Source organism: Pseudomonas sp. NPDC087817, from assembly GCF_044742875.1.
Taxonomy (GTDB): Bacteria; Pseudomonadota; Gammaproteobacteria; order Pseudomonadales; family Pseudomonadaceae; genus Aquipseudomonas.
In genome coordinates this window covers 192,452-199,121 of the sequence record NZ_JBIUVJ010000004.1, presented here as the reverse complement: position 1 = coordinate 199,121, position 6,670 = coordinate 192,452, and the positions used below count along the sequence as shown (strand labels likewise).

At 60.0% G+C, this 6,670-nt stretch carries 7 protein-coding genes; 4 read left to right on the top strand and 3 right to left on the bottom strand.

What is annotated here, in order from left to right:
* Together ACIONG_RS06020 and ACIONG_RS06015 are read right to left on the bottom strand one after the other, a co-directional pair.
* Positions 1-666 (bottom strand): class I SAM-dependent methyltransferase (locus ACIONG_RS06020; RefSeq protein ID WP_401297405.1); only part of this gene is annotated, 666 nt, incomplete at its 3' end.
* A 100-nt stretch (positions 667-766) separates the two neighbouring features.
* A complete protein-coding gene (locus ACIONG_RS06015; protein ID WP_401297403.1) occupies positions 767-1,129 on the bottom strand; it encodes a DUF6124 family protein in 363 nt (120 codons plus the stop codon).
* 636 nt (positions 1,130-1,765) lie between these two features.
* On the opposite strand from ACIONG_RS06015, the gene ACIONG_RS06010 reads away from it, so the two are divergent.
* A complete protein-coding gene (locus ACIONG_RS06010) occupies positions 1,766-2,158 on the top strand; it encodes a GFA family protein (RefSeq protein WP_103303492.1) in 393 nt (130 codons plus the stop codon).
* Between the two features lie 159 nt (positions 2,159-2,317).
* On the opposite strand, the gene ACIONG_RS06005 is transcribed toward ACIONG_RS06010, so the two are convergent.
* On the bottom strand, positions 2,318-3,148 hold the full coding sequence (locus ACIONG_RS06005) for an alpha/beta fold hydrolase (RefSeq protein WP_401297401.1): 831 nt from the start codon (positions 3,146-3,148) through the stop codon (positions 2,318-2,320).
* Between the two features lie 257 nt (positions 3,149-3,405).
* Between ACIONG_RS06005 and ACIONG_RS06000 the strand changes: the two genes are divergently transcribed.
* Genes ACIONG_RS06000 through ACIONG_RS05990 form a run of 3 tightly spaced genes read left to right on the top strand, consistent with a single transcriptional unit; the run spans position 3,406 to position 6,617 of the window.
* The gene (locus ACIONG_RS06000) at positions 3,406-3,861 is read left to right on the top strand and encodes a (2Fe-2S)-binding protein (protein ID WP_003224136.1); all 456 of its coding nucleotides are present in this window, start codon (positions 3,406-3,408) and stop codon (positions 3,859-3,861) included.
* 13 nt (positions 3,862-3,874) lie between these two features.
* Complete coding sequence (locus ACIONG_RS05995) at positions 3,875-6,037, top strand: molybdopterin cofactor-binding domain-containing protein (protein WP_401297399.1); 2,163 nt, start codon at positions 3,875-3,877, stop codon at positions 6,035-6,037.
* A 1-nt stretch (position 6,038) separates the two neighbouring features.
* Positions 6,039-6,617: a hypothetical protein gene (locus ACIONG_RS05990; protein WP_401297397.1), complete on the top strand. Its 579-nt coding sequence runs from the start codon at positions 6,039-6,041 to the stop codon at positions 6,615-6,617.
* The last annotated feature ends 53 nt before the right edge of the window (positions 6,618-6,670 follow it).

The following is a 6,670-nucleotide window of genomic DNA, read 5'->3' as shown; positions in this document are numbered from 1 at the left end:
TCGGCGTTCAGCGATCATCAGCAACGACTGCGGCACCGGGCTCTGCGGGTGCTGGGGTTCTTGCAGTCCGATCAAACGAAAACCCGCCATGTCGAGCGCATTAAGCCAACTCGAGAAGGTGCGGAAATACCACGGCATCGGCTGCCACTGGCCCTTGAAGCCGGCGAAACTTTCCTCGCGCCAACCATCCTGATAATCGCCCGCCGCCACCGCCCACGGGTGCAGCGTCTGAATTACCAGCGCACCACCGGGCACCAGCAACGCATTCATCGCGGCGAGCAACGGGATGATGTCTTGATGCAGCAGCGAGAAGTTGGCGCAGATCAGGTCGTAGTCGCGTCCGATGTCCACCGTCGCCTCGACCAACGCCTCATAAGTGGCGACATGCACCGCCGAAGCTCCGGCCGAACGCGCTGCCTCGGTCAGCGTCGCATCGCCATCCACGCCTGTAGCGTCGATGCCGCGATCTGCCAACGCCCGCAACAACCAGCCTTCACCGCAACCAAGGTCAAGCACGCGTGCTGGTTGTCGGCCCATGATCGCCAGCAGAATCGCCTGGTCGGTGACCTGCTGACGGCTTTCAATCGCGCCGCTGCGGATCACCTCGATCCAGGCGTGGGCGTTGTCGTGCCAGCTTTGCAAAAGGGTGGATTCGGGGGAGGGCATGTCGTGGTCCGATGCGGTGCAAAAAAATCAGTATGGACGCCGGATTGAAGATCGCCATGCAGGACGTGCCAGCCCTGCATGGCGATCCGTCTGGCAACGACTACGGCAGACGCAGCCTATCCAGCAATCGATTGACCAACAGCTCGTTCAACATGATCACCTGTTGCAGCGCCAGCAACGGTTTGCGCTCCGGGCCGCCTACGGAGTTGGCGATATTGCCGGCCATGGCATGGGCGTATGACAGCGATTCACAGGCCTCGACCAGCAGGGTTTCGTCATCCAGCGTCGGGTCGACGAGATAGACGGGGCGAAACTTGGGTGAGCTTGGTGGAGCCGCCAGGTCTTCGGGCTTGAGGTAATAGTCGAGGGCGCGATCAGTCGCTTCTTTGACCTTTTGCGGGTCAAGCGCGGGGTCGTGGGGGATGGGATCGGTGGACGGTGGGTTTGGCGTGATTTTGAACATAGATAAAGCTCCAATTTAAAGAAATGGGAGCCATCACCCTCGCTACCAAACGGCGGGTGGCGGCCATGCGCAGGTTGGTAGACCGGTTAAATTGGGAAACCCGGCGCTCACAGAGGAGCCCCACGCATGCCCACCATACAAAGCTGTACCTCAAAAAAGAGACAGCATCGAAGGTGTCGCAACAACGACAATTTAAAGCGGGCTACCAAACCCGATCACTGTTTTTCAGTGACAGGGAAACGATATAGCCCGGCCCATAGCCGTGTAAGCCGGCGGATTCTGGCGCACGCGTAGGTAACGGCGCAAGGTGTTGTAGGGAGGATGGCGTAACGGTTTGTGTGCTTTAAACGCGATCACGGCTTTGTGTTTATTGATGAAATACTGGATGGCGGGGGCTTTGGGTTTTGCGCTGTGTCAGTGGGATTCCCCCTCACCCCAGCCCTCTCCCCCAAAGGGGGCGAGGGGTAAAGGGAGCCGATCTCCATGTGCTCCAGAACCGGAGTTCAACTCGATATTTCAGGTCGGCGTATTTCGAGCATCCAGCGCGGTCAGTTCCCTCTACCTCTGGGAGAGGGTTAGGGTGAGGGCTGTCGTCTGGATGATCGGTAATTTCAAATTCTGAAGAGGAGGTGAGACATGAATCGATTGACTGGTGGTTGCCTATGCGGCGACGTCCGTTTCGAAGTGACAGGTCAGCCCTACCGCGTCGGCATTTGCCACTGTCTCGACTGCCGCAAACGCCACGGCGCGCTGTTCGGCACCTCGGCAATATTCCCCGAAGATGCGTTGAAGGTCACTGGCGAAACCCGCGACTATAACGGGCGCTTTTTCTGCCCGCGCTGCGGCTCTCCGGTGTTCACGCGTTCGGCGGATGAAGTCGAGGTTAACGTCGGTTCACTCGATCAACCCAATCAGTTCAAGCCTACTTACGAACTCTGGACCATACGCCGCGAGTCATGGCTGTCGGCGCTGCCATTGGCTCACCACTACGAGCGTGATCGTGAAAGTTCAGGGCGCACAGAGGAATAATGGGGCCCTTGTGGTAACCGAGATGGATGTCATCTCACAAAACCTGTGGGAGCTGGCTTGCCAGCGATAGCAATCTGTCAGACACATCAATGTTGGGTGTGCTGCCGTCATCGCTGGCAAGCCAGCTCCCACAGGGGCAGTGATCTACTTACAAAAATATCAACCGCGAATGAATGCCAACAGATCAGCGTTAATTGTCTCTGCCTCCGTTGTAGGCATCCCGTGGGGGAACCCCGGATACGACTTCAACGTGCCATTGGGCAGCAGTTTCGCCGACAAAGGCCCCGAGTTCGCATACGGCACAATCTGATCATCCTCGCCGTGCATTACCAACACCGGCACGGTGACCTTCTTCAAGTCTTCGGTGAAATCGGTCTGCGAGAACGCCACGATTCCGTCGTAATGCGCCTTGGCGCCGCCGATCATGCCCTGACGCCACCAGTTCGCAATGATCCCCTCGGAAGCAATCGCCCCCGGCCGGTTGTAGCCATAAAAAGGCCCGCTCGGAATATCCCGATAAAACTGCGCCCGATTGGCCGCCAACTGCGCTTGAAAACCATCGAACACCGACTTCGGCAACCCACCCGGATTGCTTTCAGTCTGCACCATCAACGGCGGCACGGCGCTGATCAGCACGCCTTTGGCAACGTTGTCCTGTCCATGCCGGGCGATGTAATGGATGACTTCACCGCCGCCAGTGGAGTGGCCGACATGCACGACGTTCTTCACGCCCAGGTGATTGACCACCGCCAAGGCATCATCGGCGTAGTGATCCATATCGTGGCCGTCCCAGACCTGGCTCGATCGCCCATGCCCACGGCGATCATGGGCAATGACCCGAAAGCCCTTGCCGAGAAAGAACAGCATCTGCGCATCCCAGTCATCCGAACTCAGTGGCCAGCCGTGGTGAAAATGAATCACCGGGGCGTCTTTCGGCCCCCAGTCTTTGTAAAAGATGTCGACGCCGTCTTGGGTGGTGACAAATCCCATGCTCGCTACTCCTGACCAATGTGATGGATAACCCGCGCAGTGTTCGCGGACCGGTTTCGCTCATGCAGCGTGGCTGGCTCGGTGAGAGCCGTTATCAACTGTAGGATTAAAGTCGACATCTGCATGACCGGTGGTCGCAACGTCTGGCTTCAAACGCAAATTACGCTTAGCTGAAAGGGATAAGCCGAGGCGCGCGCAGGCTGTTGTGGCCGCAGCGACGCCCCTTCAGAACACCGTGAGTCTGAGGAAATTCCCCGATGCTGACCTTGAATATCAATGGCAAGGATCAGGAGCTCGATGTCCCCGCGGACATGCCGTTGCTCTGGGTCCTGCGCGATGTCGCGCACCTGACCGGTACCAAATTCGGCTGTGGCATGGCCCAGTGCGGCGCCTGCACCGTGCATGTTGACGGGGCGCCGTTGCGCGCCTGTATCACCCCGGCCACCGCCGTCGCCCACGGGCAGAAAATCCTCACCATCGAAGGCTTGTCGACAGACGGTTCGCACCCGGTGCAGCAAGCCTGGGCCGAACTCGACGTGGTGCAGTGCGGTTACTGCCAGTCGGGGCAGATCATGTCGGCCGCCGCGCTATTGGCGAAAATCCCCAAGCCCACTGACAGCGATATCGATCAGGCGCTCTCCGGCAATATCTGCCGCTGCGGCACTTATCCAAGAATTCGCGCAGCCGTGAAGCGTGCATCCGAAATTGGCTGATGGGGGATAGACGATGAACAGTCCTGTATCGCGTCGCGGTTTTCTCAAGGGCAGCGCTGTGTTGGGCGGTGGGTTGGTGGTGGCGTTTGTCGTCCCCGGCGGTCACAAATTTGCCTTTGCGGCAGAGAACGAGGGCAAGGTTTTTGCGCCGAATGCCTTCCTGCGTATTGCCGCTGATAACAGCGTCACCGTGCTGCTCGGCCATTCGGAGATGGGCCAGGGCATCTGGACCGGCCTGACCATGTTGATTGCTGAAGAACTGGACGCCGACTGGTCGAAAATTCGTGTCGAACACTCGCCCGCATCCGCAGCCGATTACGGCATGCCCGGGTTTGGCGGCATGCAGATTACCGGCGGCTCGACGTCAACCTGGATGGAGTTTGACCGTTATCGGTTGGCGGGTGCCACGGCGCGGCAGATGCTGGTGGAAGCGGCGGCCAAGCGTTTCGACGTGGCGCCCTCGACGATTCGCACCGAGTCGGGCGTGGTGATTACTGGCGACAAGCGTGCAACCTACGGCGAACTGGCGGACGCCGCTGGGCAACTGCCTGTGCCGGATCCGAAGTCGATCACCTTCAAGGAAGCCAAGGACTGGAAAGTCATCGGTAAACCGACCAGGCGCCTCGACACCCCGGAGAAAATCACCGGCCGCGCCAAGTTCGGCATGGACGTGCAATTCGAGGGCTTGATGACGGCCATGGTCGCCCGTGCGCCCGTGTTCGGGGCGACGGTCAAATCCTTTGAAGGCGCCGAAGCACTGGCGGTGCCCGGCGTACACAAGGTGCTGCAGGTGCCGACCGGTGTGGCGGTGATTGCCGATCACTACTGGGCCGCGAAACTCGGCCGTGATGCGCTGAAAGTCGATTGGGATCTGGGGCCGAATGCGGAGCTGAGCAGTGAAAAACTGCTGGAAAGCTTTCGTAAGCTGGCCACCACGCAGGGTACTTCAGCCAGTCAGGCCGGGGATGCCAAAGGCAACTTCAGCAAAGCGGCGAAGAAGATCGACGTTGAGTACAGCGTGCCGTTTCTGGCACATGCACCGATGGAACCGCTCAACTGCACCGTGAAGATCAGCGCCGAGAAATGCGAAATCTGGACCGGCACGCAGTTTCAGACGCTGGATCAAATGGTCGCCGGCAAAATCACCGGGCTCAAGCCTGAACAGGTCGAGATCCACACCGAATTCCTCGGCGGCGGCTTTGGCCGCCGCGCCAACCCGACTTCGGACTTTGTCGCCGAAGCCGTGCAAGTGGCGAAAGCCGCGGCGATGCCGGTGAAAACCGTGTGGTCGCGTGAAGACGACATTCGCGGTGGCTATTACCGTTCGATGTTTTTGCATCAGGCGCGCATCGGCCTAGGTGCCGATGGCATGCCGCAGAGTTGGCAGCATGTGTTGGTCGGGCAGTCGATCATGACCGGCACGCTGATGGAAGCGACCATGGTCAAGAACGGCATTGACCCGACGTCGGTCGAAGGCGTTGCCGACAGCCCTTACGTCAAGGGTCTGGCCCATCATCAGGTCGATCTGCATTCGCCGCAGACCGGGATCAACGTGCTGTGGCTGCGTTCCGTGGGGCATAGCCACACGGCATTCGTCATGGAATCGCTGATCGATGAAATGGCCACGGCGGCGGGCAAGGACCCGGTCGAATACCGACGAACACTGCTCAAGGAACACCCGCGGCATTTGGCTGTTTTGAATCTGGCAGTGGAGAAGGCCAACTGGACAGCGCCGCTGCCGGACGGACACGCGCTCGGTGTGGCGGTGCATGAATCATTCGGCAGTTATGTCGCGCAGGTCGCGGAGGTATCCCAAGACAATCTGGCGATCCGCGTGCACCGTGTGGTGTGCGCGGTGGATTGCGGGATTGCGGTCAACCCGCAAAGCATCGCCGCGCAGATGGAGTCGTGCATCACCTTCGGCCTGGGCATGGCGCTGCACAGCAAGCTGACGCTCAAGGACGGCATGGTCAAACAGTCCAACTATCACGATTATCAGGTGCTGCGGCTCAACGAGATGCCGGTGGTCGAAGTGCACATCGTACCGAGCAGCGACAAACCCGGCGGCATCGGCGAGGCCGGTGTACCGCCGACGGCTCCAGCGGTGGCCAACGCGGTGTACGCCCTGACCGGGCAACGCCTGCGCGAACTGCCACTGCAACTGTCGGGGGTGTGAGATGAAACGACATCTGCTGTTGGGCGCGGTAGTTTTGCTGGGGCTGGGTGGCTATGCCTCGGACCTGTTTGCCGATGATCAGCAAGCCTTGAAGGCTTTCGGCACGATTCAAAAAGTCTTCCAGAGTCCGCGTTGCCAGAATTGCCACATTCCCGGGGATTCGCCGCTGCAGTTTGACGCCGGCATCCCCCACGCGATGAACGTGTTGCGCGGCATGGACGGCAAGGGCGCCGCCGGTTTGCCTTGCGCCACCTGTCACGCCGAGAGCAACCCGCCCGCCAGTTACGGGCCCCATGCGCCACCAGGCGCGCCGCACTGGAGCCTGCCGCCGGCCGCGCACAAAATGGCCTGGATCGGCCTGCCGCCAGACAAACTCTGCGCGATGATCAAGGATCGTTCGAGCAATGGCGATCGCGATTTTGCCGCGCTGCTCAAACACGTCAGCGAGGACAAGCTGGTGCTGTGGGGCTGGAACCCCGGGGCAGGGCGCGCGCCGGTGCCGGTACCGCACGATATATTCGTTAACCAGTTCAAGCTCTGGGCCGATGCGGGCGGGCCATGTCCGGTGGCGGGCAGTTGATGGGGTGCCATCGGCCATTAAGCGCTACTCTAAAGGCCATTGATGCCAATGGA